The following is a 25,245-nucleotide window of genomic DNA, read 5'->3' as shown; positions in this document are numbered from 1 at the left end:
TCATTTGTGTGGAGATTGCCTGGGTGATTGGGACAAATCGAGGACGGCGTTCACTCGGCGGCGGCCTTGGCCTTGCCGCCGCGCTCGGGCACGGTGCCTTCGAGGGCGGCGATCAGCCTGTTGTGGATGGCGGTGATGCGCGTCGGGCTGTCGATCTTCTGGCCGGTTAGGTCGGTGACATAGAAGGTGTCGATGACCTTTTCGCCGAAGGTAGTGATGTGCGCCGACGCGATGTCGAGCGACAGGTCGGACAACGCCCCGGTGATCTCGGAGAGCAGGCCCGGCCGATCCAGCCCCTCGACCTCGATCACCGAGAACCGGTTCGACAGCGTGTTGCGGATTTCGGCGCGCGGCTGGATGCGGAAGACCTTGGCGCCGCGCCGCGGCTTGGTCCGCTTTTCGATCATCTCCGGCAGCCAGCTCTTGCCCGACAGCACGTCCTCGATCAGGCGGCCGACGCGCTCGGCGCGGCGGCGCTCATCCTCGTCAAGGTCGAATTCCCTCGAGATCAGGATGGTGTCCAGCGCGCGGCCGTCGGAGGTGGTGAAGATCTGCGCGTCGACGATGTTGCCGCCGGCCGCCACACAGGCCCCGGCAATGACCGAAAGCAGCCGGGGATGGTCCTGCGCCAGCACGGTAATCTCGGTCACCGCCTCGAACTGGTGGGTCTTGATCATAGTGGCGAGCTTCTTGCCCGCTTGATCCGCCTCGCGGATGAATTCGGCGTGGCGAAGCTGGTCGGCGAGATCGACCGTCAGCAGGTAATTCTCGTAGTGCTTGCCGGCATAGCGCTTGCGGGCCTTTTCCGGCCAGTCGGTGAGCGACTCGGCCAATAGCTCGCGCGCCGCCGCCGTCCGCTTGGCGCGCGACACTTCCGAGAACCCGCCGGTCAGCAGCAATTCGGTCTCGTAGTAGAGCGTGCGCAGCAACTGCCCCTTCCAGCCGTTCCAGACGCCCGGTCCGACGCCTCTGATATCGCAGACGGTCAGGACGAGCAGCAGCTTCAGCCGTTCGACCGACTGCACGATCGCGGCGAAATCCTCGATCGTCTTGCGGTCGTTGAGATCGCGGGTCTGCGCCGTCATCGACATCACGAGATGGTTGTCGACCAGCCAGGCGACCGTTTCGGTGTCGGCCGCCGAGAGCCCCATATGCGGGCAGATCCGCCGCGCGATCCGGGCACCGGCTTCGGAATGGTCCTCCGGCCGCCCCTTGGCGATGTCGTGCAAAAGCACCGCGACATAGAGCGCCTCACGGCTTTTCTTCAGCCCCGGCATCAGCGAGTGGGCGAGCGGGTGGATCTTTTCGCCGTCGCCCCGCTCGATCTCGGCCAGCACGCCGATGCAGCGGATCAGGTGCTCGTCCACCGTGTAGTGATGGTACATCGAGAACTGCATCATGGCGACGATCTTGCCGAAATCCGGGATCAGCTTCCCCAGCAGTCCCGCCTCGTTCATGCGCCTGAGATTGAGTTCGGCGTTGCGGTCCGAGGTCAGGATGTCGAGGAACAGCCGGTTGGCTTCCTCGTCGCGCCGCAGCGCCTTGCCGACCAGGCCGAGCGAACGTGTCAAGAGCTTCAGCGCATCGGGGTGGAATTCCAGCCCGTGCTTGTCGGCGAACCAGAACAGCCTCAGGAGATTGACCGGATCGCGCTCGAACACCAGGTCCTCGGCGATGTTGATGCGATGGTTGTCGACAATGAAATCGGACGTGCCGGCAAGCTTGCGCTTGCGGCGCGAGAAGGTGAGGAAGATGCGGTTGAAGCCCGGCACATGCTTGGCCTGCTCCTCCTCGAGCGCGGCGCAGAAGATGCGGGTGAGATCCCCGACATCCTTGGCGACGAGGAAGTAATGCTTCATGAAGCGCTCGACCGCCGATAGGCCCGGATGCGTGGTGTAGCCCAGCCGTTCGGCGATCTCGCGCTGGATGTCGAAATGCAGCCGTTCCTCGGCCTTGCCGGTGAGGAAATGCATGTGGCAGCGCACCGCCCACAGGAAATCCTCGGCCTTCTGAAATTCCCGGTATTCGGTGCCGGTGAAGACGCCCTTGTCGACCAGTTCCTCGCCGGTGCGCACCCGGTAGAAATACTTGCCGATCCAGAACAGCGTCTGCAGGTCGCGCAGGCCGCCCTTGCCGTCCTTGACGTTGGGTTCGACCAGGTAGCGGCTTTCGCCGGCCTTGGCATGGCGCTCGTCGCGTTCGGCAAGCTTGGCCTGCACATATTCGGGCCCGGTCGTGCGCACCACCTCGTGGTCGAAACGCTGCAGCAGCTCGTCATAGAGCTTCTGCTCGCCCCACAGGAAACGCGCTTCCAGGATCGAGGTGCGGATGGTGATGTCGGTGCGCGACAGCCGCAGGCATTCGTCGATGTTGCGGGTGGCGTGACCGACCTTCAGCCCCAGGTCCCACAGCATGTAGAGCATGTATTCGACGATCTGCTCGCCCCAAGGCGTCTGCTTGTAGGGCAGTAGGAACAGGAGGTCGATGTCGGATCCCGGCGCCAGCGTGCCGCGGCCATAGCCGCCGACCGCAACGACGGCCATGCGTTCGGCCGATGACGGGTTTTTCACGCGATAGACATGGCTGGCGGCGAAGTCGTAGAGCGCCCGGATGATCTCGTTCATGAGATGCGACAGCCGGGCGGCGCAGGCGGTGCCGCTGCCGTCGTCCATCAGCATGCATTCGGCGGTGGTGCGGCCGGCGGCCAGCCTGGCCTTGAGAAGCTGGAGAACGCCGGCGCGCGCAGCCTTGCTGGAGCCGTCGCCTGCCGTGGCCGCGGTCAGCGCTGTCATCTCGCGGCGCAAGGCGTCGCCGTCGATCAGTTCATCGAGCTTCAGGGATATTCTTGCCATAAGTGCCGTTCGGCCTCGCCGTTTCGGCGGCGTCTATAGCGCGTTTTCGCAGCGCTGGGTATGGGGCGGACGGCCACGCTCTCCACGGCAATCGAATGCGATGCTCGTCTCCTGCCGCAGCCGGGAGAGATCGATGACCAGACATTTCGTTTTGAGCAAGATCAATGCGATAGCAGGAGGGAGCATCATAATATTCTAGTACGGTTGCGTGCGGGAATTTTCCGCCTGAGCCGTTCGGCATCGCGCCCACGGCACGAAAATCGAATTTGGCCCTTGACCTTCCAGTTACTGGAAGCACTACCTCCGCCTCAGCATCGAGATAGAGGCATTCCGCATGACGCATTCCGACCACGACCATCACGCCCATACACACGGTTCCTGCTGTTCGGCGAAATCGGCCCCAGCCGTCGCGGACGCCGTCTTTCGCGATCCGGTCTGCGGCATGACCGTCGATCCGGCCGCCGGCAAGCCGACAGCCGAGCATGGTGGCCATCTCTATCATTTCTGCAGCGAGCGTTGCCGTTCGAAATTCACGGCCGGGCCGGAACAGTATCTTACCGCCACCGACCCTGTCTGCGGCATGGGCGTCGACCGTGCCACGGCGAAGCACTTTTCCCGGCATGAAGGCCAGGGCTTCTATTTCTGCTCGGCCGGTTGCAAGACGAAATTCGAGGCGGAGCCGGCAAAATATCTCGGCGACCGGCCGGAGCCGCAGGCGATGCCGAAAGGCACGCAATACACCTGCCCGATGCATCCGGAAATCGTCCGCGACAAGCCCGGCGCCTGCCCGATCTGCGGCATGGCGCTGGAGCCGATGGGCGTGCCGACCGGTGACGAAGGCCCGAACCCGGAACTGGTCGATTTCACCAGGCGCTTCTGGGTGAGTGCCGTGTTGTCCGTGCCATTGCTGATCTTCGCCATGGGGCCGATGCTCGGCCTGACGGTCAGCGCCTTCATCGGCGATTCGGCGAAGGTCTGGCTGGAAATGGCGCTGGCCAGCCCTGTTGTGGTGTGGGCGGCATTTCCCTTCTTCCATCGCGGTTGGGATTCGGTTCTCAACCGCAGCCCCAACATGTGGACGCTGATCTCGCTCGGCGTTGGCGCCGCCTATCTCTACAGCGTCGTCGCCACGCTGTTCCCGGATGTATTTCCGCACCAGTTCCGCGGCCATGAGGGCACGGTGCCGGTCTATTTCGAGGCTGCCGCCGTCATCGTGGCGCTGGTTTTCCTCGGCCAGGTGCTGGAACTGCGCGCCCGTGAAAAAACCGGCTCGGCGATCCGCGCGCTGCTCGATCTCGCGCCGAAGACCGCGCGGCTGATCGGCGAGGACGGTTCCGAAAACGATGTGCCGCTCGACACGGTCAAGGCCGGCGATCGCCTGCGCATCCGCCCCGGCGATGCCGTGCCGGTCGACGGCATCGTGCTGGAAGGCCGCTCTTCCGTCGACGAATCGATGATTACTGGCGAGCCGCTGCCGGTCGAAAAGACGCAAGGCGATCCGCTCACCGGCGGCACGCTCAACAAGAACGGTTCGCTGATCATGCGCGCCGAGAGGATCGGCGCCGAAACCACGCTGGCGCGGATCGTCGAGCTCGTTGCCAAGGCGCAGCGTTCGCGCGCGCCGATCCAGGCCCTGGCCGACCGCGTCTCGTTCTATTTCGTCCCCGCCGTCGTGGTGGTCGCGATCGTCGCGTTCATCGCCTGGGCGATCTTCGGGCCGCAACCCAGCCTGATCTTTGCCATCGTCTCGGCGGTCTCGGTGCTGATCATCGCCTGTCCTTGCGCGCTGGGTCTTGCCACGCCGATGTCGATCATGACCGCGACGGGGCGCGGCGCGCATGCCGGGGTGCTGATCAAGGACGCGGAGGCGCTCGAACGCTTCGCCTCGGTCGACACGCTGATCGTCGACAAGACCGGCACGTTGACCGAAGGCCGGCCGAGATTGACCGACGTCGTCGCTGCCGAAGGCATGACGGAAGACGATCTCTTGGCACTTGCCGCAGGCCTGGAAAAAGGCTCGGAGCATCCGCTGGCCGAGGCGATCGTCGAAGGTGCCCGTGAACGCGGGGTAAGGATTCCCGACGCCGGTGATTTCGAGGCGGTCACCGGTAAGGGCGTTTCCGGCACGGTGTCGGGAAAGAAGGTCGCGCTCGGCAACGCGGCGATGATGGCCGATCTCGGCATCGATACCGGATCCATCTCCACCAGGACCGAGACGCTGCAGGCCGAGGGCAAGACCGTGATGTTCGTCGCCGTCGGCAAGAAACTGGCCGGCATCGTCGCCGTCGCCGATCCGATCAAGGCGACGACGGCCGAGGCGATCAAGGCGCTGCACGACCGTGGGCTGAGGATCATCATGGCGACCGGCGACAACGAACGCACGGCGAAAGCCATCGCAAGCAAACTCGGTATCGACGAGGTGCGTGCCGGCATGCTGCCGGAACAGAAGAGCACATTGGTCGAGGCGTTGCGCGCCAAGGGCGCCGGCGTCGCCATGGCCGGCGACGGCGTCAACGACGCGCCGGCGCTGGCCGCCGCCGACGTCGGCATCGCCATGGGCACCGGCGCCGACGTCGCGGTCGAAAGCGCCGGGATTACGCTGCTCAAGGGCGATCTCAACGGCATCGTCCGGGCCCGCACGCTCGCCCAGGCGACGATCCGCAACATCCGCCAGAACCTGTTCTTCGCCTTCCTCTACAACGTGCTTGGCGTGCCGGTCGCCGCCGGCGTGCTCTATCCGCTCACCGGCACGCTGCTGTCGCCGATGATCGCAGCGGCGGCGATGAGCCTGTCGTCGGTTTCGGTCATCTCCAACGCGCTGCGGCTGAGGACGTTGAAACTCTGAGCGAGATCCCCAGATAGGAATTTCGCTCAAGAAGGAGATCATGGATGACCTTGGCCAAGAAGATCGTGCTGCTGCTGATGGCGGCAGGTATGCTGCTCGCCGTTTTCCTCGAAAGCACTCCGTCGCAAGCCCAGGAGATGCAGCACGATATGGCCGCGATGAGCGCGCAAAGCCCTTCGACTGACGGCTATAAGGCGGCGATGGACAAGATGCACACCGACATGATGGCGATAGAATATTCCGGCAATGCCGATGTCGATTTCGCCCGCGGCATGATCCCGCATCATCAGGCGGCCATCGACATGGCCAAGGTCGAACTCGCCAACGGCAAGGACCCGGAGATGCGCAAGCTGGCCGAGGCGGTCATCGCGGCGCAGGAAGCCGAGATCAAGCAGATGCAGGATTGGCTCGCCGCCCACCCGGTGAAGTAGACATCAAGCGGTCCGCGGGAGGGAAGGACTTTCATCTGGATTTCTCCCGAAGGGTGTGATGCCATCCGGATCTCGACTGGAGCACGCCATGCCGTCAACGATGAGAACCACCACATTGCCTTCGGGCGAAGCCGTTCCCGTGCTCGGCCAGGGCACGTGGAAAATGGGCGAGGACGCCCGTCGCCGGGCCGACGAGGCCAATGCCCTGAAGCTTGGGCTCGATCTCGGCATGACGCTGATCGACACCGCCGAAATGTATGCCAGCGGCGGCGCCGAGGAGGTGGTGGCGGATGCTGTTGCCGGGCGCCGGGACGAGGTGTTCCTGGTCTCCAAGGTGCTGCCGTCCAACGCCTCGCGCACCGGCGTGCCGGCGGCCTGCGACAGAAGCCTCGGGCATCTGCGCACCGACCGCATCGATCTCTATCTGCTGCATTGGCCCGGCAGCGTACCGCTGGCGGAAACGGTCGATGCCTTCGAGGCGTTGAAAAAGGCCGGCAAGATCCGCCACTGGGGCGTCAGCAATTTCGACACCCATGAGATGGAGGCGCTGGTCGGCCTGCCGGCCGGCGACAGCGTTCAGACCAACCAGATCCTCTATAATCTGACCCAGCGCGGCCCCGAATTCGACCTTGTGCCCTGGAGCCGGCAGCGCGGCATTCCGCTGATGGCCTATTCGCCGGTCGATCAGGGCGTATTGGCGCGCAACACCAGGCTCGAAGCCATCGCCGCCCGCCACAATGCCACGGCGGCGCAAATCGCACTGGCCTGGGTGATGGCACAGCCAGGTGTCATCGCCATTCCGAAGGCCGGAAAACCGGAGCATGTCCGCCAGAATGTCGCTGCGCTCGACATCAAACTCACCTCGGAAGATTTCGCCGACATCGACCGCGCCTTCCCGCCGCCGACCCGAAAGCGTGGTTTGGAGATGATTTGAGGATGGTGGCGGAGGGGAACTGACCCATAACGAACGTCGCGTTCCTTCGCGCCCCCCTCTGTCCTGCCGGACATATCCCCCACTTGGGGGGAGATTGGCAGCTTCGCAGACAGCATTTTTCTAGCGTTCGAGATTGGCGAAAGCGATGGCGACAGCCTATCTCCCCACCTGTGGGGGAGATGTCCGGCAGGACAGAGGGGGCGCCGTAGAGCGCAATCGGGCGAGGCCCAACTACCTCCCCGCCATCCCCTTCAACCGGTACAGCGCCTCAAGCGCCTCCCTCGGCGTCATCTCGTCGGGGTTGATCGCACCGAGCGCCGCACCCAGCGCGTCATCCTTGGTCGGCTTCTGCGCTTCCCGCCTCACCGCCACCGAAAACAGCGGCAGGTCGTCGACCAGCCGGTTCGCCTTGCCCGAGACTTCGCCGGCTTCGAGCTGGTGCAGCACTTCCCTGGCCCGGCCGACCACGGCTTCCGGCAGGCCGGCCAGCCGCGCCACCTGCACGCCGTAGGAGCGGTCGGCCGCACCCTTGCCGACCTCGTGCAGGAAGACCACGTCGCCCTCCCATTCCTTGACCCGCATGGTGACGTTGTGCAGTCGAGCCAGTTTGCTGGCCAGCGCCGTCATTTCGTGGAAATGGGTGGCGAAGATCGCCCGGCAGCGGTTCTTCTCGTGCAGATACTCGACCGCCGCCCAGGCGATCGACAGGCCGTCGAAGGTGGCGGTGCCGCGGCCGATCTCGTCGAGGATCACCAGCGCGCGTTCGCCGGCCTGGTTGAGGATTGCCGCCGTTTCGACCATCTCGACCATGAAGGTCGAGCGGCCGCGCGCCAGATCGTCCGAGGCGCCGACACGCGAAAACAGCCGGTCGACGACGCCGATATGAGCTGATGCCGCCGGCACGAAGGAGCCGGTCTGGGCGAGGATGGCGATCAGCGCGTTCTGTCTCAGGAAGGTCGACTTGCCGCCCATATTGGGACCGGTCAGCAGCCAGATCGCACCGTTCTTGGCATCGCCTTCCGGCGACAGGTCGCAATCATTGGCGACGAAAGGGCCTTCGCCCGAACGCCGCAGCGACTGTTCCACCACTGGATGGCGCCCGCCCGAAATCGCGAAGGCGAGGCTCGCGTCCACCACGGGCCGGCACCAGGCCTCGCTCTCGGAGAGCAGCGCAAGTGCCGCCGACACGTCGAGCACCGCGAGCGCCTCGGCGCCGGCGCGGATCTTTTCCGCCTCGCCGACCGCTTCCGCCGTCAGCCTGTCGAAGGCGGCAAGCTCGATCGCCAGTGCCCGGTTGGCGGCGTTGGCGATCTTCGATTCCAGCTCGGCCAGCTCGGTCGTGGTGAAGCGCATGGCATTGGCCATGGTCTGGCGATGGATGAAGCGCGCCTTCGCCCCGTCGCTGCCCGTCATGATCGCATGATGGTTGGCGGTGACTTCGATGTAGTAGCCGAGCACATTGTTGTGCCGGATTTTCAGCGAGCGGATGCCGGTCTCGTCGATCAGCGAGCGCTCCAGCCCGGCGATCACCTTGCGCGACTCGTCGCGCAATGCCCGCATCTCGTCGAGTTCTGCATTGTAGTCGCCGCGCACGAAGCCGCCGTCGCGCTTGAGCAGCGGCAGCTCGTCGCCGAGCGCCTGCATCAGATGCTCGGCCAGCGGGCGTGGCAGCGCCTCGATCGCCGCCAGCGCCGCCGCGAGTTCCGCGGGCAGGGCGATTTCCCCAAACAGTTCGGCAATGGCGCCGGCTGCCTCGAATCCGGCGCGCAGCGCGCCGAGATCGCGTGGGCCGCCGCGGTTGAGCGCCAGCCTGGACAGTGCGCGCGGCATGTCGGCGACGCTCTTCAGGCTCGTCCGCACCGCCTGGCACAGCCGTGTCTCGGAGCGGAGGAACGACACCGAGTCCAGCCGTGCGCCGATGGCCGCTGGGTCGGTCAGCGGCGCCATCAGCCGGTCGGCGAGCAGCCGCGCTCCGCCGCCGGTCACCGTGCGGTCGATCGCCTTGAACAGCGAACCTTCGCGGCTGCCGGACAGAGTGCGCAGCAGCTCCAGATTGGCGCGCGTCGCCGGATCGATGAACAGCGTCGAACCCTGCTCCTCGCGCTCCGGCCGCGACAGCGGCGGCCGCTCGGCCTTTTGCGTCTTTTCGACATAGGCGATGACGCCTGAGATCGCCGACAGCTCGGCGCGGGAAAACGTGCCGAAACTGTCCGGCGTCGCCACCTCGAAAAAGCGGGCGATGCGTCCTGCGGCAGACGCCGAATCGAACAGGCTCGGCGGCTGCGGGTTGGCGACGCGGCCAAGCACGTCGAACACCGGTTTCAGTTCGGGATCGTAGAACACCGGCTCGGCGACGATCAGCTCGCGCGGGTCGACGCGGAAGACATCGGCGAGCAGCCGGTCGGCGGTGGTCTCGGCGACGCGGAAGGCACCGGTCGAGATCTCGATCCAGGCCAGCGCAAAACTTCCTTGGTTCCCTGTCGCGCTGCCGCGCTCCCCGCCTCTTGGCTCCGCCCCGCCCTTGACCCGCCCCAGCGCCATCAGAAAACTCGATTCCGACGGCGCCAGCAATTTGTCCTCGGTGATGGTGCCCGGCGTCACCAGCCGCACCACGTCGCGGCGCACCACCGATTTGCCGCCGCGCTTCTTCGCCTCTGCCGGGTCCTCGATCTGCTCGCAGACGGCGACGCGGAACCCTTGTCCGATCAGCTTCTGCAGATAGTCGTCGGCGGCATGCACCGGCACGCCGCACATCGGGATGTCAAGGCCCTGGTGCTTGCCGCGCTTGGTCAAGACGATGCCGAGCGCCCGGCTCGCCTTCTCGGCGTCGTCGAAGAACAGCTCGTAGAAATCGCCCATGCGGTAGAACAGCAGCGAATCCGGGTTCGCCGCCTTGATCTCGATATACTGCTCCATCATCGGCGTGGCGCCGCTTGCGGCGGCGGGCGTCGGCGTCATGGCCGCCGGGGCGTCGGTGTCTTTCGCAGTGCGCATGTCCATGCGCGGCACGCTAGCAGATGTGTTCGCGCGGTTTAATGCCGGCAGCTTGAAAAACAGGGGAAGACGGCGCGGCCATGTGCGGGAACTTGCCCGGCTCGCCCCGCGCCAGGTCGCACCGCGCAGGAACAGCGTTTGCGGATCGCTTGGCGGTTTACAGCGGCGGCGTGTAGCCTTAATCCGGTAGCTTCAAAAAAGCACGCACCCCGTCTCAAGCGGTGCCGCACGGGTGAGGAAATCGAAAGCATCATGGCCAGGAAAACCGAAAACAACGGCCCCTCCGTCAGTGCGCAGGAGGCGCTGGATTTCCATGTCATGGGCCGGCCGGGCAAGCTGGAGATCGTCGCCACCAAGCCGATGGCGACGCAGCGCGACCTCAGCCTTGCCTATTCGCCGGGCGTCGCGGTTCCCGTCCTCGCCATCGCCGAGGATCCCAGCCGCGCCTTCGACTATACGACGCGCGGCAACATGGTCGCCGTCATTACCAACGGCACCGCCATCCTCGGCCTCGGCAATCTCGGCGCGCTGGCCGCCAAGCCGGTGATGGAAGGCAAGGCGGTGCTGTTCAAGCGCTTCGCCGATGTCGATTCCATCGATCTGGAGGTCGACACCGAGGACGCCGACGAGTTCATCAACTGCGTGCGTTTCCTCGGGCCCTCCTTCGGCGGTATCAACCTGGAAGACATCAAGGCGCCGGAATGCTTCATCATCGAGCAGCGGCTGCGCGAGCTGATGGACATACCGGTCTTCCATGACGACCAGCATGGCACCGCCATCATCTCGGCCGCCGGCCTGATCAACGCGCTCAAGATCACCGGCCGCGACATGAAGACCACGAAAATGGTCTGCAACGGGGCCGGTGCGGCCGGCATCGCCTGCATCGAGCTGATGAAGGCGATGGGCTTTGCGCCTGACAACATCATCCTTTGCGACACCAAGGGCGTCGTCTTCCAGGGCCGCACCGAAGGCATGAACCAGTGGAAGTCGGCGCACGCCGTCAAGACCGAGGCGCGCTCGCTGGCCGAGGCGCTGGACGGCGCCGACGTGTTCCTCGGCCTCTCCGCCAAGGGCGCGCTGACCACCAAGATGGTGCAGTCGATGGCTGAGAAGCCGATCATCTTCGCCATGGCCAATCCCGACCCGGAGATCACGCCCGAGGAAGTGGCCAAGATCCGCAACGACGCCATCATGGCGACGGGGCGTTCCGATTATCCGAACCAGGTCAACAACGTGCTTGGCTTCCCCTACATCTTCCGCGGCGCGCTGGATGTACGCGCCACCACCATCAACGACGACATGAAGATCGCCGCGGCGCGGGCGCTGGCCGAACTGGCGCGCCAGGACGTGCCAGACGACGTTGCCGCCGCTTACCAGGGCAACCGGCCGAAATTCGGCCCCAGCTACATCATCCCGGTGCCGTTCGACCCGCGCCTGATCTCGGCCATTCCGATCGCGGTCGCCAAGGCGGCGATGGACAGCGGCGTTGCCCGCAAGCCGATCCTCGATCTAGACCGCTACGCGCAGGAGCTTTCCGCCCGCCGCGACCCGATCGCCTCGACGCTACAGCGCATCTACGACCGCGTGCGCCGCCAGCCCAAGCGCATCGTCTTCGCCGAGGGCGAGGAGGAGCAGGTCATGCGCGCCGCCGTCTCCTATGTGAACCAGCGGCTCGGCACCGCCATCCTGCTCGGCCGCGACGACATCATCAAGGAGAACGCCAGGAACGCCGGCATCGAGCTCGACAGGCAAGGCATCGAGATCATCAACGCAAGGCTGTCGCGCCGCAACGGCGTCTACACCGACTATCTGTACGAGCGCATGCAGCGCAAGGGCTTCCTGTTCCGCGACTGCCAACGCCTGATCAACAACGATCGCAATCATTTCGCCGCCTGTATGGTGGCGCTGGGCGACGCCGACGGCATCGTCACCGGCGTCACCCGCAACTATTCGACGGCGCTCGACGACATCCGCCGCGTCATCGACGCCAAGCCCGGCCACCGCGTCATCGGCGCCTCGATCGTGCTGGCGCGGGGCCGAACCGTGATCGTCGCCGACACCGCCGTGCACGACATGCCGAATGCCGAACAGATCGCCGACATCGCCGAGGAGGCCGCCGGCTTTGCCCGCCGCATGGGCTATGAGCCGAGGCTCGCCATGCTCGCCTACTCGACCTTCGGCCATCCGCAGGGCGAGCGCTCCGAGCGCGTCCAGGAAGCGGTGCGCATCCTCGACAAGCGGCGCGTCGATTTCGAGTATGACGGCGAGATGGCCGCCGACGTGGCGCTCAACCCGCGCGCCATGGCGCAATACCCGTTCATCCGGCTGACCGGCCCGGCCAATGTGCTGATCATGCCGGCGTTCCACTCGGCCTCGATCTCGACCAAGATGCTGCAGGAACTCGGCGGCTCGACCGTCATAGGCCCGCTGCTGGTCGGCTTGAACAAGCCGGTGCAGATCGTTTCGCTGAATGCCAAGGATTCCGACATCGTGAACATGGCGGCGATTGCGGCGTATTCAGCGGGGACTTGAAGCAGTCCGCGTCGCCGATACCAGGACGGCGGCACGCCGTTCGCCGGCGGCCTTTCTTCACGCGAGCGCCGATGGGCCCTGTGGTGGTTCGGCTCGCCGCCGTCATTCGATCGGCAGGCAAAAAGCCTTCCCCCGCTTGCGAGGGAAGGCCAGACATTTGCCATAGCGACAGGACGGCTCATTCCCAGTCGCGGCAGCTCAGATAGGCATGCCGCCAATAGCGCCAGCCGGTCGTCTTCCATTTCCAGAATTCATAGCCGCAGCCGCCATGGTCGGCAGCGACGATCGTCACGCCGCCCCACGCCCAGGAGCCGTGCTTGTGGTGGTTGTGGTGATTGCCGTGGTGGCCGCCATGGCCGCCATTGCCAGGCTTGCATCCGACGATCTTGCAAGGCAGGCCTTTGCGCTGATGCTTAAGGATCGGCGGCTTGGCTTTGCAGCCAATCGCAGCGCAGTCGATTTTCGCCTGTATCCTGGGGCGGATCTTGTCGGCAAACGGCAGTTTGCCTGACGGCCTGAGGGTTTCGGTGCGGCGGGCGAGGCGCGGCGTCGTCGGGCTCTGCTTCACTGCTTGCGAAATCCCGTGCTTCATCTTGAGATTGCTTTGTTCGGCGTGGGCGCCGTTCGTGACGGCCATGGCCCCCAAGATCGCGGCCAGCAGCAAGACGATGCTGGCGCGTTCGATCTTGAACATCGATGCCAGGCGCGCCATGCCTTTGGCGAGCACGGCCGGGCTCAGCCGATGCGCACGCGCCATGGCGCCGGTGTTGAGCTTCTCGTGATGGGTCAGCGTCAACGCGCCGGGATCGACGTCGTCGACTGTTGCGGAAGTAGACATTTTCTGGGTCCTTCAGTTGGTTGGCGGCCTCGGTCGCGGAGCCATCCCGTCGGGCACGCTCCATAGCGCGGCTTTTCGCCCCCGGTTGTTTCGGACGAATGCCGAAACTCGACTGAAGTGTTTCAATTGTTGCGGTTCGCTCGTGCAGTGCGACGGCAAAACCGCCGCCACTATGCGGCGACATCCCGTGCGAGGGCAGGGCTATCGCATATGGGTGTCCCCCTCATCCGGCCGCTTCGCGTCCACCTTCTCCCCGCTGGGGAGAAGAGGCTGGCGTCAACGCCGCTCCTCTCCCCTCGGGGAGAGGTCGGATTGCCCCGAATTGCCCTTCGCAATTCGGTTGGCAATTCGGGTGACGGGGGCATATGCGATTGCCCTGCCCGCAAGGGGAGAGAAAACTCCTAAATCAGCCCCGCCTGCTCGGCCTCGCGGCGCAGATTCTGCCTCGGCCTTGGCCCGAGCTGCTGGATGACCAGCCCGGCCGCCAGCGAGCCGAGATCGCCGCAATCCTTCAGGCTGCGGCCTTGCGTGTAGCCGTAGAGGAAGCCGGCGGCATAGAGGTCGCCGGCGCCCGTGGTGTCGACCAGTTCCCGGATCTTGGTCGCGTTGACGGTGACGGTCTCGTCGCCGCGCACGATGACCGAGCCCTTTTCCGAACGGGTGACGGCGGCGATCTTGCAGTCCTTGCGGATCTGGGCCAGCGCCTCGTCGAAGGAGGCGGTCTGGTAGAGCGACTTGATCTCATGGGTGTTGGCAAAGACGATGTCGACGGTGCCCGACCGCATCAGGTCGAGGAACTCGTCGCGGTAGCGGTCGACGCAGAACGAATCCGACAGCGTCATCGACACTTCGCGGCCGGCGGCATGCGCGAGCTTCGCCGTCTGCCGGATCGCTTCCTTGGCGCGCGGCGGGTCCCACAGATAACCTTCGAAATAGGTGACCGCCGCACCCGACGCCTTGTCGGCCTCGACATCCTCCGGCCCAAGCTCGATGCAGGCGCCGAGATAGGTGTTCATCGAGCGCTCGCCGTCGGGCGTGACGAAGATCATCGAGCGCGCCGTCGGCGGCTGGCCGTTGAGCGGCCTGGTGTCGAAGGCGACGCCCTGCGCGTGGATGTCATGGGCGTAGATTTCGCCGAGCGGGTCGTTCGAGACCTTGCCGAAGAAGGCGGCGCGGCCGCCGAAGCTGGCGACGCCCGCCGCCGTGTTGCCGGCGCTGCCGCCGGAGGCTTCGATGGCCGGGCCCATGCGGCTGTAGAGCAGTTCGGCGCGCCTCGTGTCGATCAGGTTCATCGCGCCCTTGATGATGCCGTTCGTCTCCAGGAACGCCTCGTCGCACTGGGCGATGATGTCGACGATGGCATTGCCGATACAAAGCACGTCATAATCCGGCATCAATGATGTCTCCGCGATAAAACCACCGGCTTTCTGCCACGCCGGCCGCGGGCGGGTCTAGCGATTTGATGCGGCTTTGCCTAGCCAACAATCACGGTTGGATAACGATCGAAGCATTTCTTCCGTGCCTTGCCTATAGGGATGGCGTAGTCGATCAATGTCCCCTGAAGGTGCGAGTCGCCATGCCCACAAAAACCACTGTGAAGACCGAGCTGGCGCTCCTCGTTGCGCTGGCGGTGCTGTGGGGCGCTTCCTATACCTTCATCAAGATCGGCGTCGAGACGATCCCGCCGGTGACGCTGATCGCCGCCCGAACCTTGGTTGCCGGTGGAATTCTTCTCGCCCTCATCCGCTGGCGTGGCCTTGCCCTGCCGCGCGATGCCGCCAGCTGGCGTCGGTTCGCGTTCCAGGCATGCCTCAACAGCGTCGTGCCGTTCACGCTGATCGCTGCGGCCGAGCGCTCGCTGGACGCCGGCCTTGCCACGATCCTGAATGCGACGTCGCCGATCTTCACCTTCCTGCTGACCGCGCTCATCACGCGCCACGAGCCAGTGACCATGCGCAAACTGTTCGGCGTCGGCGCCGGCATGTCGGGAATATGCCTCATCGTCGGCACCCAGGCGCTTGGCGGTCTTGGTCACCAATTATGGGCGCAGCTTGCCGTCGTCGCAGCGACGGTCTGCTATGCCGGTGCTGCCATTTTCGGCCGTGGCTTCAAGGGCCTCGATCCGATGATTCCGGCCGCCGGTTCGATGCTCTGCGGCGCAGCGATTCTCGTCCCCTTGAGCCTTGTGTTCGACCGGCCCTGGGCGCTGGCGCCGTCGACAGCCTCGATCCTTGCCCTGCTCGGGCTTTCGGTCTTTTCAACCGCGCTGGCCTTCTGCATCTATTTCCGCCTCATCCATACGCTGGGCTCCGTCGGCACCACTTCGCAAGCCTATCTGCGCGTGCCGATCGGCGTCGGCATCGGGGCGGTGTTCCTCGGCGAAAGCCTTGGCCCGACGGCGTGGTGGGGAATGGCCTTCGTCGTCGCCGGCGTGGCGGCGATGACCATTCCCGCCCGCCAGGCGAGGCTTGCGCGGTAGGTTGCGTTTACCATCGGCAGTTGCGCTGGTGATTTGCCGTTCCTATCTCGGGGGCGTCCTGCCCAGATGGGCGCGTTACACATATTGGGTTTGAAACGCCGTGATACTCGACGCTGCCCGCGCCGCCCTGAGCCGGCTGTTCTCGCCCGAATTCCGGTCGGTTTTCATCAAGACGCTGGGGCTCACCTTGCTCGCGCTGGCGGCGCTGTGGTTCGGGCTGACCAACCTTGTCGAATGGCTGGCCCTGCCGTGGGTCGAGACGCTGATACCCGGCCTGCCGTCCTGGGCCGGCTGGCTGGGCGGCATCATCGCCGCTATCGCTCTTGCCTTCGGGCTGGCGCTGCTCATCGCACCGGTGACGGCGATCATCGCCGGCCTGTTCCTCGACGACGTCGCAGAGGTGGTCGAGCGTACCGACTATCCCGCCGAACCGCCCGGCCGCGCCATGCCGGCACTGCGCTCGATGGTGCTGGCGATAAAATTCTTCGGCGTCGTCATGTCAGGCAACGTCGTCGCCTTGCTGCTTCTGCTGGTGCCGGGCATCAACATCGCCGCCTTCTTCATCGTCAACGGCTATCTGCTCGGGCGCGAGTTCTTCGAATTCGCCGCCATGCGCTTTCGCCCGGAGGCCGAGGCCAGGGCGTTGCGCAAGAAACATGCCGTCACGGTGTTCCTCGCCGGGCTGGTTGTGGCTGCCTTCCTCGCGGTGCCGCTGCTCAACCTTCTGACGCCGCTCTTCGCCGCCGCCATGATGGTGCACCTGCACAAGGCCATATCCGTGCGGGAAGTGGCGCGGCCTGAATATCGGCGGACTTAGCGCAGCAGAAAACCGCGTCCCAACTCGTCGTCGGGCTCGACGATGAATTCGGCCCGCCCGGAATAAAAGGCGCGGCCGCCGACGCGGGCGATGATGGCGTCATTCGGCCCGGCTTTCGCGGTCCTCGCCACGCTGCCGGAAAAGCGCGAGCCGGCGACACTCTCGAACAGCCGCGTCTGGCCGGCGATCTGGCCCTTGGCATGCATCGCCGCCAGCCGCGCGGTGACGCCCGAGCCGGTCGGCGAACGATCGACCTCGGCCTCGGCGAAGACGCAGATGTTCTTGGTCGGGGCATCGGAAAATACGTCCTGTCCGTCGGTCAGGATGGTGCCGTAGAGAAAGGCGAGATCGGCATGGTCGGGGTGCGACAGCGGGAATTCGGCCTTCAATTTCCCCGTCAGCGCCGTTGCCGCGTCGACGAAATCGTGCACGCGGTTCCTGCCGAACTCCAGCCCGAACTGGCGGCAATCGGCCAGTGCATAGAAGGCGCCGCCATAGGCGATGTCGAAGCCGATCGCACCATAACCCGGCAATTCGATCTCCTGGTCGCGGGCGAACAGAAAGGCCGGCACGCTTTCGAACGACACAGCACCCGCCTTGCCGTCCTGCACCTCGACCGCGGCGACGACCAGCCCACACGGCGCTTCGATGTTGACCGTCGTCACCGGCTCCTGCCGTGCCACCAGCCCTTCGTCGACGGCGTAGCGGCCGAGCGCGACGATGGCGTGGCCGCACATGGTCGAATAGCCCTCATTGTGCATGAACAGCACGGCGAGGTCGGCGTCGGGCAGGTCGGGCTCGACCAGCAGCGCGCCGTACATGTCGTAATGGCCGCGCGGCTCGAACATCAGGATCTTCCTGAGATGATCGAGGTGATCACGCACATAGGCGCGCTTTTGCAGGATCGTGCCTTTGGGAATCTGCGGATAACCGCCGGTGACGATCCGCAGCGGCTCGCCGCCGGTGTGCATGTCGACGACGGTGAGCGTCATGCGTCGGGCCTATCTAAGCCAAAGAATCGGCAAACAACGCCTGCAGTTTGCCGAAAGGCATGGCGGCGCGGCTGAAGCCGAAGGTGCCGTCCTGCTGGATCTCGCGCGCCGCTGTTTCCAGCATGCCGAAGGCGAAATTGGTCAGCCCGGACCCAAGCGAGATGCGCTTGACCCCTGCCTGGGCAAGGTCGTCGATGGTGAAGTCGGGCCTCGCCAGGACATTGACCGGCTTGGTCAGCGCCGAGCAGACGGTCTGCACCGTCTCGATATCGCTGATGCCCGGCGCGTAGAGCACGTCGGCGCCGGCCTTCTCGAAGGCCTGCAGCCGCTTGATCGTGTCGTCGATGTCGGGCCTGCCCCACAGAAAATTCTCGGCCCGCGCGGTGAAGACGAAATCGTGCTTCAGCGCCCGCGCCGCCTCAGCCGCGGCAGCGACGCGCTCGACCGCATGCGAAAAATCGTAGATCGGCTTGTCGGGCTCGCCGGTATGGTCTTCGATCGAGCAGCCGGCGAGGCCCGCCGCTTCGGCCGCGAAGATGGTTTCGGCGGCACTCGTCGCGCTGTCGCCCTTGCCTTTCTCGAGGTCGGCCGAGACTGGCAGGGTGGTCGCCGCCGTCACCTCGCGGCAATGGTGGATCATTGCATCGAAGGTCACTGCGCCATCGGGCAGGCCGCGCGAAAAGGCAAAACCGGCGCTGGTCGTCGCCAGCGCCTCGAAACCGAAGGAGGCCAAAAGCTTCGTCGTGCCGACATCCCAGGGGTTGGGCATGACGAAGATCGAGGCATGCAGGTCGCGAAAGATTTTGCCCTTGTCCATGGATGCTCCCCAGAGTGCGATGCCATTTTATCCCGCCACTGCCCGCTGGGCAAACGAATGCGACGGGTTCAGAAGCGTTTGGCGTTCTCTCCTGCCAATTTGTCCAATGCGTCGGAATCCTTGACGTACGCGGTCCTGTCCCAATGGTAGGTGACGGAGATGTCGCGCGAGGAAGCGTCGGGCGCCGCATCGTCGCAGCTTTCGCCGTTCGGCACTGTGGCATCGGTCACCGTGGCCTTGATGGCCGCATAGGGCTGGCCGTCCACGACGGTCTGAAAGGCCAATTCCTGCGTGCGCTTGTAGGCGCACAGGTTCTCGTCGAACGTATAGATCATGTCGATCAGTTCGAACCTGTCGTCGCGGACCAGGATCAGCGGCGTGCCGACATAGCCCTGGTTCGAATTGAAATGCGTGCTCAGCGTGATGATGACGTCGTCGCCGGGCCCGATCGGCAGCTTGCCCGGATCGCGGAAATAGGTGCTCCGGTCGACGGCGACATTGACAGCGTCGAGCAGTCTCGGCTTGTCGGCGAGATCGTAAAGCACCAGCACCGCGAAACCCTCGGCGCTGTCGGCGGAGCCGCCGAGGTCGAACAGCATCGTCAGCCGATCCTTGCCGCCGGCCTTGATGTCGAGCGCGGCGGCGTTGGAAAGGCCCGACGTTTCGGGCGGCGGGCCGCCGCTATCCGGACCCTCGATATGGCGCATCTCGATCGGCATGGAACCCCGGTAGAAGCCGTCCTTGTCCGCCGCCAGATCGGGAATGACCATCCTGGCGAGATCGAGATAGGTCGTGTCCTCGTGGCTAGGGACGGCGCTGCCGAGGTCCGGGAAGCTGACGCCTTGCGCGCCGGCCGCGGTCCACAGACACGGCAGCAGCAGACAGGCGAGGATGAAGCGAAGCAGGATGGAATTCATGCGTTCCTCGAACTGTCGACCGTTCGCAAGCTAGCACGGACGAGTGAGGCGTACAGCCGGATAAGCAGCCTGAATATCAGATCAGTGGATCGGCACCAGCCCGGCCAGTTCGCGCATGTCGTCGAACAGGACGCCGCCGGCCTCGGCGAGGCCGTCGCGGTCGGAATGCGGGTCGCCGTGATAGGAAAACACCCGCATGCCGGCGGCAATGCCGGCTAATGTCCCGGCGACACTGTCCTCGATGACGATGCAGTCGGCGGGCGCAAAGCCCATCGTGCCTGCGGCATGCAGGAACAGGTCGGGAAACGGCTTGCCGCGCGAGACCATGCTCGAGCTGAACAGCGCGTGTTCGAACAGAGGCAACAGCCCGGTCTGGCCGAGCGTGATGTGCATCTTCGACACCCGTGCCGATGAAGCGACGCAACTGGCGATATCGGCCGCGTGCACGGCTTCGATGAACTCCCGGACGTAGGGAATGGCTTCGACGCCGTGCGCGAACAGGTCCGGCAGGCCGGCGTTCCAGCGTTCGACGAAATCGGCGCCGAGGCTGACGCCGGTCGCCTCGACCTCCTTCTGCACCGAGGCCATGCTGCGGCCGGAGAAATTCTTGCGGCAATATTCGAAGCTCGCCGGGAAGCCGGCGGCGCCAAGCCATTCGGCGAGGCGTCGATTGGCCAGGTTCTCGGTGTCGACCAGGACCCCGTCGCAATCGAAGATGACGAGCTGAGGTATTCCCATCAGGCCGTGCCGGTCGATCCGAATCCGCCGGAGCCGCGCGTCGTGCCGCCGGCCAATGTGCGCTCCTCGACCGTCGCCTGCATCACGGACGCAAAGACGATCTGGGCGATCCGCATGCCGCGCGTCACCGCGAAATCCTCGTCGCCGAGGTTGATCAGCAGCACCTTCACCTCGCCGCGATAGTCGCTGTCGATGGTGCCCGGCGTGTTGAGGCAGGTGAGGCCGTGCTTGAAGGCGAGGCCCGAGCGCGGCCGGACCTGGCCTTCCATGCCCTCCGGGATCTCCAGGATCAGCCCGGTTGGCACCAGTGCGCGTTTCCCGGGCAGGATCAGCAACGGCCGGTCGTCCGGCACCGCGGCGCGCAAATCCATGCCGGCGGCGCCCGGGCTTTCATAGGCGGGAAGCGGCAGGCCTTCGCCATGCGGCAGCCTGACGAAGCCGACGGCCGGACCGATGACGGAGGAGGTGTAGAGTGCTGCGCGCATAAGGCTGATCCTATCGCCGCCAACGTCGATTCGGTCAACTCGGCGGCAATGCTATCAACGGCTTTCTTTCAGCGCGGTTCCGCTTCAGCGCAGTTCCACGGGAACGACCGTCGTCTCCTTGATCTCCTCCATGACGAAGGAGGCCGAAACATCCGACAGCGCCACCTTGGCGATCAGCCGCTGGTAGAGCCGGTCATAAGCCTTGACGTCGGCGACGCGGGCGCGCAGCACATAGTCGAGGTCGCCGGACATGCGGTAGACGCCGGTGATCTCGGGAAAACCGGTCACTGCCGCGCGGAATTTCTGCAGCCAGTCTGGATCGTGATTGGAGGTGCGGACCAGGATGAATACCGAGAGGCCAAGGCCGAGCTTGTCGGCATCGACCAGCGCCACCCGGCCGGTGATGACGCCGTCTTCTTCCAGCCGCCTCACCCGGCGCCAGCAGGCGTTGCGCGACAGCGACACCCTTTCCGACAATTGGTCGACCGACAGCGTGCCGTCGCGCTGCAACTCGGCCAGCAATCTTCGGTCGATCTCATCGATGTTCAGCGTCATGTGGGATTTTTGTCCCAATAACTGGCCAAATACAAGGATGATTTGGGATCGATGAACCGGAGCTTTGTGTCAATCTACTCATTATCGGGGCTGCATGCCCGACAGGAGGGAATCGACATGACGGCACGGCTTGCACGACTTTTCACCTCTCACCCGGCCTCGGTGGGCGAAACCTATTTCGGCCATATGGCTTTCGCCGCCTGGTTCTCGTCACGATTGTTCATGGCGGCGTTCGCCGCGCTCGTTCACGCTTTCCTGCCGTTCTTGTTCGACTCCACGGCAAGCCGGATCATCCGCGAACTTTACGAGCGGACGCACAACAGGGGACGGTGAGCGACGCCGACGCTCGCCCGGTTGCTCGCCGGCGCCAGATAACAGCGTCGCTAACCCGGCGGCATTAGCCATGCGCACGGCATATCGCTTCTCCTACGGCAGTGTTTTTTATGAAACTAACCAAGCGATAGAGGCCATTACAAAAATCGCCCCGATCTGAGAAACCTCAACGATTTAATTGATAAGTTCGGGAGGTTCATTCGGGTGATTTTATTGTTATTGTTTTCAAATTTTAAGTAAATATAGACCGTTGTAAACATCAGTAAGACCATAAAAAACGTCTTAGTCCAAAAGTTTCAGAAAAATTTCCTGTGTTATATATAACTAAGTAACCACCAATGCCTTTTGACAAAGAAAATAAACATAATAGCTCAAAAACAAAAGTAAAAACTATCAAGATTTTTATGAGCCTGAGCATAAACGGCGATTCATTACGGGATTGCGTCTTGATAAAAATGCCCATTGCGTTTACGGTCGACGAAAGGGCCATTATACGCAATATACACTAGGAAGCTGTTGAGCAAACCGCCCCAGCCCATAAGGTTCAAGCAGCGGTTCGCGCGCCCCGTCCAGGATTTCCCGGGTGGCGAACAGGCCGACGGCGGGCGCCAGCGTGATGCCGGAATGCATGACCGCGACATAAAGGCCGCTCACGCCTTCAGCGCGGCCGATGATCGGAAAGCCGTCGATCGGCGTCGGCCGGTAGCCGACCGTGTGGAAATCCAGTTCCAGCCCGTCCGCGCCGCGCAATACGCCCTTCATCGCCGCAAACAGCTCGCGGGCGGTGGCTTCGGCGTCCATGCCCGGATCGGCGCCGCCGAAATCCGAGCCGGCGATGATGCGGCCTTCCGCCGTCTGGCGCATGTGCAGCCGGTCGCCGATCACCAGGCCGTTGAGCAGCTTTTCGTAGGGGCGTGAGTGGACGATCAGGCCGGGCGGCGTTTTGATCGGCAGGTCTATCCCGGCGGTCGCGGCGATTGCCGGAGCGCCGGCGCCCGCCGCGATCACCACCTCGTCGGCGGCAATGCGTCCGCCTGATGTATCCACGCCGGAAACCCTGCCGTTGGCCTGCACCAACGCGGTCACGGCGGTTCCGGCCATCACCCGCGCGCCGCGGCGCTCGGCATCTGCCAGGAGCGCCTGCGTGGCCGCGACCGGCTCGGCAACGCCTTCCCCAGGCACATGCAGGGCGAATTCGGGAAGCTCGGCAAGATTAGGCTCGATGCGTGCGGCCCCCGCGCGATCGACGCGCTCGATGCCATAGCCCCAGGAGGAATGTCTTGAGGCATAGGCTTCCAATTCGGCCGGCGGCAAGTCCCAGCACAGTCCGCCGCACCAGGCGAGCGGAACGCCGGGCAGGTCTTGCGCTAGCCGCGTCCATTCCACCATCGAACGGGTGCGCAGCCGGAAATACGGTTCTGGATTGCCCCAGCTGGCATTGATCCAGGCAAAGGAATTCGGCGTGGCGACGCCGCCGGCGCTGCTGTCGGCGACGACCGTCACCTTCGCCCCGGCTTTCGCCAGATGCCAGGCGATGGACGCGCCGATGATGCCGGCGCCGACGACGATGACTTGCTTGGCTGCGCTCATGGGTGGTCCTTTGTCGAATCGGGTCTTCTGATGTAGTGACGGCAATCCTATCTGAACACCGGGCGAGGGCCATCCGCCCAAAACTGTTCGACAGGCCACAAAAGCGCTGCTAGAAGCCGCGCACCACACGGGATTCCATAAATTGGCTGAAGACATCACGCACGCGGTGGCGCGCCGCCGCACTTTCGCGATCATCGCGCACCCAGACGCTGGCAAGACGACGCTCACCGAAAAGCTGCTTCTGTTCGGCGGCGCCATCCAGCTTGCCGGTGAGGTCAAGGCCAAGAAGGACCGCATCCAGACCCGCTCGGACTGGATGAAGATCGAGCGCGAGCGCGGCATTTCGGTCGTCACCTCGGTGATGACCTTCGAGTACGAGGACAACGTCTTCAACCTGCTCGACACGCCCGGCCACGAGGATTTCGCCGACGACACCTATCGCACGCTGTCGGCGGTCGACGCGGCGGTGATGGTCATCGACGCCGCCAAGGGCATCGAGCCGCGGACGCTGAAGCTGTTCGAGGTCTGCCGGCTGCGCGACATCCCGATCATCACCTTCGTCAACAAGATGGACCGCGAAAGCCGCGATCCGTTCGAGATCCTCGACGAGATCGAGCAGAAGCTGGCGCTGGACACGGCACCCATCACCTGGCCGATCGGCCGGGGAAAAACCTTTTCCGGCACCTATCACCTGGCGCTGAACGCCGTGCGCAGGGGCGACGCGGAGAAGGAACGCATGCCGGTCAACGGTCCCGACTCCAATCGCGTCGCCGGCCTGTTGCCGGAAAACGAGCGCGAGGATTTCATCGAGGAGCTGGAACTGGCGCGCGAAGCCTGCCGTCCGCTCGACATCGACGCGTTTCGCGAGGGCCATCTGACGCCGGTCTATTTCGGCTCGGCGCTGCGCAATTACGGCGTGCGCGACCTGATAGAAGCGCTTGGCGCCTACGGGCCGCCGCCGCGCGCGCAGGAGGCCGACACCCGCAAGGTCGAGGCGACCGAGGACAAGATGACGTCCTTCGTCTTCAAGATCCAGGCCAACATGGACCCCAACCACCGCGACCGTATCGCCTTCGTCCGCGTCTGCTCGGGCAAGCTCGAGCGCGGCATGAAGGCCAAGCTGGTGCGCACCGGCAAGCCGATGTCGCTGTCGGCGCCGCAATTCTTCTTTGCCCGCACCCGCGTCACCGCCGACGAGGCTTTTGCCGGCGACGTCGTCGGCATCCCCAACCACGGCACGCTGCGCATCGGCGACACGCTGACCGAGGGTGAGGAGATCCTGTTTCGCGGCGTGCCGAATTTCGCGCCGGAAATCCTGCGCCGCGTCCGCCTCGGCGACGCGATGAAGGCCAAGAAGCTGAAGGAGGCGCTGCACCAGATGGCCGAGGAAGGCGTCGTGCAATTGTTCTCGCCCGAGGACGGTTCACCGGCAATCGTCGGCGTCGTCGGCGCGCTGCAGCTCGACGTCCTGAAAGAGCGGCTGAACGTTGAATACACGCTGCCCGTCGATTTCGAAATGTCGCGCTTTTCCGTCTGCCGCTGGATCTCGGCCGACGACAAGGCCGAGGTGCATCGCTTCATCGAGGCGCATCGCGGCGACATCGCCCGCGACCTCGACAACGACCCGGTGTTTCTCGCCCAGCACGCCTTTTCGCTCAACTATGAGGCCGAGCGCTGGAAGGCGATCCGTTTCGCCGCGGTCAAGGATTATCAGGTCCGCGACAAGGCGGCTTGAACTGCGCCCCTTCTCCCCTTGTGGGACTGTTGCGAAATTCGGTGGTTGTGATTCTGTGAGACGGCAGCTCGGAGGGAATCACGATGGCGGTGAAGCGGACGGGTCAGTTGAGCTTGGCAGAGGCTTTTCTGGGCGACAAGCTGTCGGGCGGCTCTTCGCCGCTCGACCGGTTGTCGGGTCTGGTGAAGTGGTATCGTTTCGAGAAGCTGCTCACCCCGCTGCGCGATGGCGGACCCGGGCGGGCGGCGTGGCCGCCGCTGGTGCTGTTCAAGGCGCTTTTGCTGCAATCGCTCTATGGTCTGTCGGATCGCGAACTGGAGGAGGCGCTTGGCGACCGGCTGTCGTTCCGGCGCTTCGCCGG

Annotated in this window: 20 protein-coding genes; 9 read left to right on the top strand and 11 right to left on the bottom strand. The window is 64.6% G+C overall.

Translation table 11 applies throughout. The features are described 5' to 3' along the window. Positions 1-50 precede the first annotated feature (50 nt). Positions 51-2,852, bottom strand: a complete 2,802-nt coding sequence (locus IQ26_RS29480) for a [protein-PII] uridylyltransferase (RefSeq protein ID WP_145721854.1) — start codon at positions 2,850-2,852, stop codon at positions 51-53. Between the two features lie 334 nt (positions 2,853-3,186). Here IQ26_RS29480 and IQ26_RS29470 point away from each other — a divergent pair, with 334 nt between their 5' ends. The 3 genes from IQ26_RS29470 to IQ26_RS29460 all read left to right on the top strand — a co-directional run bounded on the left by IQ26_RS29470 (position 3,187) and on the right by IQ26_RS29460 (position 7,062). Next, positions 3,187-5,697 (top strand): heavy metal translocating P-type ATPase, encoded by a 2,511-nt coding sequence (locus IQ26_RS29470; RefSeq protein WP_145721853.1) that lies wholly within the window; start codon positions 3,187-3,189, stop codon positions 5,695-5,697. A gap of 44 nt (positions 5,698-5,741) precedes the next feature. After that, positions 5,742-6,128 (top strand): CopM family metallochaperone, encoded by a 387-nt coding sequence (gene copM, locus IQ26_RS29465; RefSeq protein ID WP_145721852.1) that lies wholly within the window; start codon positions 5,742-5,744, stop codon positions 6,126-6,128. A gap of 88 nt (positions 6,129-6,216) precedes the next feature. Continuing rightward, positions 6,217-7,062, top strand: a complete 846-nt coding sequence (locus tag IQ26_RS29460; RefSeq protein ID WP_145721851.1) for an aldo/keto reductase — start codon at positions 6,217-6,219, stop codon at positions 7,060-7,062. Between the two features lie 231 nt (positions 7,063-7,293). On the opposite strand, the gene mutS is transcribed toward IQ26_RS29460, so the two are convergent. Beyond that, positions 7,294-10,062, bottom strand: a complete 2,769-nt coding sequence (gene mutS, locus IQ26_RS29450; protein ID WP_145721850.1) for a DNA mismatch repair protein MutS — start codon at positions 10,060-10,062, stop codon at positions 7,294-7,296. 246 nt (positions 10,063-10,308) lie between these two features. On the opposite strand from mutS, the gene IQ26_RS29445 reads away from it, so the two are divergent. Further along, positions 10,309-12,588 (top strand): NADP-dependent malic enzyme, encoded by a 2,280-nt coding sequence (locus tag IQ26_RS29445; protein WP_145721849.1) that lies wholly within the window; start codon positions 10,309-10,311, stop codon positions 12,586-12,588. Positions 12,589-12,766: 178 nt separating this feature from the next. Here IQ26_RS29445 and IQ26_RS29440 read toward each other — a convergent pair whose 3' ends face one another. Next, the gene (locus IQ26_RS29440; protein WP_145721848.1) at positions 12,767-13,426 is read right to left on the bottom strand and encodes a hypothetical protein; all 660 of its coding nucleotides are present in this window, start codon (positions 13,424-13,426) and stop codon (positions 12,767-12,769) included. 401 nt (positions 13,427-13,827) lie between these two features. Beyond that, on the bottom strand, positions 13,828-14,820 hold the full coding sequence (locus IQ26_RS29435) for an adenosine kinase (protein ID WP_145721847.1): 993 nt from the start codon (positions 14,818-14,820) through the stop codon (positions 13,828-13,830). 182 nt (positions 14,821-15,002) lie between these two features. Here IQ26_RS29435 and IQ26_RS29430 point away from each other — a divergent pair, with 182 nt between their 5' ends. Together IQ26_RS29430 and IQ26_RS29425 are read left to right on the top strand one after the other, a co-directional pair. Beyond that, positions 15,003-15,905, top strand: a complete 903-nt coding sequence (locus IQ26_RS29430; RefSeq protein ID WP_145721846.1) for a DMT family transporter — start codon at positions 15,003-15,005, stop codon at positions 15,903-15,905. Positions 15,906-16,005: 100 nt separating this feature from the next. Next, the gene (locus IQ26_RS29425) at positions 16,006-16,722 is read left to right on the top strand and encodes a sulfate transporter family protein (RefSeq protein ID WP_145721845.1); all 717 of its coding nucleotides are present in this window, start codon (positions 16,006-16,008) and stop codon (positions 16,720-16,722) included. Here the strand turns inward: IQ26_RS29425 and IQ26_RS29420 are convergent. The 6 genes from IQ26_RS29420 to IQ26_RS29395 all read right to left on the bottom strand — a co-directional run bounded on the left by IQ26_RS29420 (position 16,719) and on the right by IQ26_RS29395 (position 21,226). Then, positions 16,719-17,714 (bottom strand): proline racemase family protein, encoded by a 996-nt coding sequence (locus tag IQ26_RS29420; protein WP_145721844.1) that lies wholly within the window; start codon positions 17,712-17,714, stop codon positions 16,719-16,721. The two genes, IQ26_RS29425 and IQ26_RS29420, sit on opposite strands and share 4 nt — an antisense overlap. 13 nt (positions 17,715-17,727) lie before the next feature. Continuing rightward, positions 17,728-18,531, bottom strand: a complete 804-nt coding sequence (locus tag IQ26_RS29415; protein WP_145721843.1) for an isocitrate lyase/PEP mutase family protein — start codon at positions 18,529-18,531, stop codon at positions 17,728-17,730. A 68-nt stretch (positions 18,532-18,599) separates the two neighbouring features. Beyond that, positions 18,600-19,448: a hypothetical protein gene (locus tag IQ26_RS29410; RefSeq protein ID WP_145721842.1), complete on the bottom strand. Its 849-nt coding sequence runs from the start codon at positions 19,446-19,448 to the stop codon at positions 18,600-18,602. Between the two features lie 81 nt (positions 19,449-19,529). Next, positions 19,530-20,186 carry an HAD family hydrolase gene (locus IQ26_RS29405; RefSeq protein WP_162458110.1) on the bottom strand — a complete coding sequence of 219 codons (657 nt, stop codon included), beginning with the start codon at positions 20,184-20,186 and terminating at the stop codon, positions 19,530-19,532. After that, positions 20,186-20,671: a dUTP diphosphatase gene (gene dut, locus IQ26_RS29400; protein ID WP_145721840.1), complete on the bottom strand. Its 486-nt coding sequence runs from the start codon at positions 20,669-20,671 to the stop codon at positions 20,186-20,188. The genes IQ26_RS29405 and dut overlap by 1 nt, the downstream gene beginning before the upstream one ends. Positions 20,672-20,755: 84 nt before the next feature. Further along, positions 20,756-21,226 carry an Lrp/AsnC family transcriptional regulator gene (locus tag IQ26_RS29395; protein WP_145721839.1) on the bottom strand — a complete coding sequence of 157 codons (471 nt, stop codon included), beginning with the start codon at positions 21,224-21,226 and terminating at the stop codon, positions 20,756-20,758. A gap of 117 nt (positions 21,227-21,343) precedes the next feature. Here IQ26_RS29395 and IQ26_RS29390 point away from each other — a divergent pair, with 117 nt between their 5' ends. Beyond that, on the top strand, positions 21,344-21,559 hold the full coding sequence (locus IQ26_RS29390) for a DUF6356 family protein (RefSeq protein ID WP_145721838.1): 216 nt from the start codon (positions 21,344-21,346) through the stop codon (positions 21,557-21,559). A 489-nt stretch (positions 21,560-22,048) separates the two neighbouring features. Here IQ26_RS29390 and IQ26_RS29385 read toward each other — a convergent pair whose 3' ends face one another. Then, complete coding sequence (locus IQ26_RS29385; protein ID WP_145721837.1) at positions 22,049-23,149, bottom strand: NAD(P)/FAD-dependent oxidoreductase; 1,101 nt, start codon at positions 23,147-23,149, stop codon at positions 22,049-22,051. Positions 23,150-23,291: 142 nt separating this feature from the next. On the opposite strand from IQ26_RS29385, the gene IQ26_RS29380 reads away from it, so the two are divergent. Both IQ26_RS29380 and IQ26_RS29375 read left to right on the top strand, forming a co-directional pair. Further along, on the top strand, positions 23,292-24,884 hold the full coding sequence (locus IQ26_RS29380; protein ID WP_145721836.1) for a peptide chain release factor 3: 1,593 nt from the start codon (positions 23,292-23,294) through the stop codon (positions 24,882-24,884). 83 nt (positions 24,885-24,967) lie between these two features. After that, positions 24,968-25,245 (top strand): transposase (locus tag IQ26_RS29375; protein ID WP_145721835.1); only part of this gene is annotated, 278 nt, incomplete at its 3' end.

Source organism: Mesorhizobium tianshanense, assembly GCF_007830515.1.
In the GTDB taxonomy this organism is placed as follows: Bacteria; Pseudomonadota; Alphaproteobacteria; order Rhizobiales; family Rhizobiaceae; genus Mesorhizobium; species Mesorhizobium tianshanense.
This window is presented reverse-complemented; position numbering and strand designations above follow the sequence as displayed.

Bases quoted from the DNA above. Each gene is read 5' to 3' on its own strand.
- IQ26_RS29480 (WP_145721854.1), bottom strand. From the start codon at position 2,852: ATGGCAAGAATATCCCTGAAGCTCGATGAACTGATCGACGGCGACGCC.
- IQ26_RS29470 (WP_145721853.1), top strand. From the start codon at position 3,187: ATGACGCATTCCGACCACGACCATCACGCCCATACACACGGTTCCTGC.
- copM (WP_145721852.1), top strand. From the start codon at position 5,742: ATGACCTTGGCCAAGAAGATCGTGCTGCTGCTGATGGCGGCAGGTATG.
- IQ26_RS29460 (WP_145721851.1), top strand. From the start codon at position 6,217: ATGCCGTCAACGATGAGAACCACCACATTGCCTTCGGGCGAAGCCGTT.
- mutS (WP_145721850.1), bottom strand. From the start codon at position 10,062: ATGGACATGCGCACTGCGAAAGACACCGACGCCCCGGCGGCCATGACG.
- IQ26_RS29445 (WP_145721849.1), top strand. From the start codon at position 10,309: ATGGCCAGGAAAACCGAAAACAACGGCCCCTCCGTCAGTGCGCAGGAG.
- IQ26_RS29440 (WP_145721848.1), bottom strand. From the start codon at position 13,426: ATGTCTACTTCCGCAACAGTCGACGACGTCGATCCCGGCGCGTTGACG.
- IQ26_RS29435 (WP_145721847.1), bottom strand. From the start codon at position 14,820: ATGCCGGATTATGACGTGCTTTGTATCGGCAATGCCATCGTCGACATC.
- IQ26_RS29430 (WP_145721846.1), top strand. From the start codon at position 15,003: ATGCCCACAAAAACCACTGTGAAGACCGAGCTGGCGCTCCTCGTTGCG.
- IQ26_RS29420 (WP_145721844.1), bottom strand. From the start codon at position 17,714: ATGACGCTCACCGTCGTCGACATGCACACCGGCGGCGAGCCGCTGCGG.
- IQ26_RS29415 (WP_145721843.1), bottom strand. From the start codon at position 18,531: ATGGACAAGGGCAAAATCTTTCGCGACCTGCATGCCTCGATCTTCGTC.
- IQ26_RS29410 (WP_145721842.1), bottom strand. From the start codon at position 19,448: ATGAATTCCATCCTGCTTCGCTTCATCCTCGCCTGTCTGCTGCTGCCG.
- IQ26_RS29405 (WP_162458110.1), bottom strand. From the start codon at position 20,186: ATGGGAATACCTCAGCTCGTCATCTTCGATTGCGACGGGGTCCTGGTC.
- dut (WP_145721840.1), bottom strand. From the start codon at position 20,671: ATGCGCGCAGCACTCTACACCTCCTCCGTCATCGGTCCGGCCGTCGGC.
- IQ26_RS29395 (WP_145721839.1), bottom strand. From the start codon at position 21,226: ATGACGCTGAACATCGATGAGATCGACCGAAGATTGCTGGCCGAGTTG.
- IQ26_RS29390 (WP_145721838.1), top strand. From the start codon at position 21,344: ATGACGGCACGGCTTGCACGACTTTTCACCTCTCACCCGGCCTCGGTG.
- IQ26_RS29385 (WP_145721837.1), bottom strand. From the start codon at position 23,149: ATGAGCGCAGCCAAGCAAGTCATCGTCGTCGGCGCCGGCATCATCGGC.